Origin of the sequence: Thermoactinomyces intermedius (assembly GCF_013912365.1) — a bacterium.
Classification (GTDB): domain Bacteria; phylum Bacillota; class Bacilli; order Thermoactinomycetales; family Thermoactinomycetaceae; genus Thermoactinomyces; species Thermoactinomyces intermedius.
Genome location: NZ_JACETT010000069.1, coordinates 1 through 2,002 on the forward strand (window position 1 = coordinate 1; position 2,002 = coordinate 2,002).

General features: G+C 42.7%; 3 protein-coding genes. All 3 read right to left on the bottom strand.

The features are described from left to right. On the bottom strand, positions 1 to 448 hold a 448-nt coding region (locus tag H1R82_RS13770; protein WP_258873913.1), incomplete at its 3' end, for a phage portal protein. 20 nt (positions 449 to 468) lie between these two features. After that, entirely contained in the window at positions 469 to 885 is a 417-nt protein-coding gene (locus tag H1R82_RS14765; protein ID WP_232333987.1) for a hypothetical protein, read from the bottom strand. Between the two features lie 12 nt (positions 886 to 897). Next, positions 898 to 2,002: terminase large subunit (locus H1R82_RS13780; RefSeq protein ID WP_181821685.1), on the bottom strand; the 1,105-nt coding region annotated here is incomplete at its 5' end.

The window sequence follows — 2,002 nt, forward strand, 5'->3', positions numbered from 1 at the left end:
GCAGTGTGGCTGTTTTCCCATTTCGCAATGTAAACCGTAAATAAAGACGATTCTGATCATCTAGCAGAGCAGAAACGCTGGTTGAAGTAATCGGGTAAATCGCGATTGGCATTCCGTTTTCATCTCGATCAATATAGGCAAAAGCGTTATTGTTTAATTCAAGTTGTGTCGCCAATTTTTCTTGTAGCTGTTGACCGCTCATATAGCTGTTTGGTTCTTCCAGTAAAAATCGCATATATGCATCAGGATTAACTTTTGTTCCTTTGGGATCTTGGCGGACATGCTTTGCTACAGCTTTCCCTATAGCTCGAACCTTCGGTCTGATAGCTGCTCTTACTATGTCTGATTGATACAAGCGGCCATTCCAAGCATAAAAACCATGGCCATTTTCCGTGATCATTTGATACGATGTTACCTTCACTTTTTTATTTCTAAATCTATCTAACAATCCAATCTGAAACACCCCCTTTACTGAGCTGACCAAGGAATATCATACGTTGTTCCATCAGACATATGAAATGTAATGTTTGTTCCATCTGATGTGATATTTACAACTCCAACTCCATCCTCACCAGGATCACCTTTTGGTCCTTGTTCCCCTTGCGGCCCTTCTGGTCCTTGAGGCCCTTGAGGTCCTTGGGGTCCTCTCAATGTCCCGATCTGAGTCCAAGTGCCATTTTGATTTTGATAAAAATCACCATTGACACTGTTTAAATAAACATCACCCGGCGCGCCTAGGCTTTCTCCAGGTGCACCTTCTCCAAAGTGAAATCTCATATTTCCGCCACCTCCGCCTGTTTGTAATAAATCAACAATGTTATAAATCTGGCCATCTTCTCCAATGATTCGCCCGCTACGCGGGGCATAATCATTAATACTTGGCATCTAACGCACCCCCTAAATGATGTTTACATAATCATTCCACTTGTCTTGCAGCACAACATAGGCATTTAACATGGCCGCTGTTCCATCAATCCGTCGACGCTGAGCATTTTTGACTGGCTGGATATTATCGTTTTTATCTATATCAATTGATGTATTACTTAGGCACCATTTCGTAATAGGATTGTTGTTATATACAATTTTCTTCGCTTCCAAATCTGCCCCGAGTTTTTTCATTGGTCCTGAAAGTGTCTTTTTCCCCTGGATGACCGGAACCATCACTTGCTTCCCGAATGTATTTTCCATTTCTTCAACCCAATATTTAGCGCTCCAAGAATCGTAACCCACCCATGATAAATAAATATCTTTTTCGTTCATCATCTCCAAAAACCATTCAGTGACATATTTAGGGTGTACGCTATTCCCTGGGCAGGTTCTCAATAACCCTTGTTCATGCCATAAGTCATAAGGGATTTTGTCTTCCTGCGCGCGCTTCTCCAGCAAGTCTTCAGGAAGCCAATACATATGCTCAAAATAAATTTTGTCACTCCCTGGGACCATGAACAGAACACAAGCAGCCGTCAAGTCTGTTGTACTGGAAAGGTCCGCGCCGCCGATCCCATAGCGCGGTTTAAGCTTGGATATATCAAATGTTTCTTTGTTGTCGAGCTGTTCAAAAGTAAGCCAGGCTTCAGTTGTTGTTTCCCGAACATTGAAATCCTTTGTCAGCAAATTTTTTACTAACAAAGGATTTGCTTGGGCTTTCTTCACCTTTTGGCGTAGCTGGTCAATGCTTTTGATCGTTCCCAAGCCAGGATTTGCTTTTTTCCATGCCTTTTCATCTTTCCATTCTTCGCGCCTGTCGAGCTCGTAGATGATCGGTAATACTCTTTCATCTTTGTATCCATCCGGATCATCATAACCATTAATAATCCGCTCGGCCTCGTCATATTTGATATCAAAAATCCCCTCGCGAACGGTTCCGGCTGTTGTGGTAATGATCGAAAGCGGCTGTTCACGAGCCGACATACCATCCACAATAACGTCATACAAGTTCTTGTCTTGAATCGCGTGAAGTTCATCGATAAGAGAGCAATGGACATTAAGGCCGTCAAGCGTG

Bases quoted from the DNA above. Each gene is read 5' to 3' on its own strand.
- H1R82_RS14765 (WP_232333987.1), bottom strand. From the start codon at position 885: ATGCCAAGTATTAATGATTATGCCCCGCGTAGCGGGCGAATCATTGGA.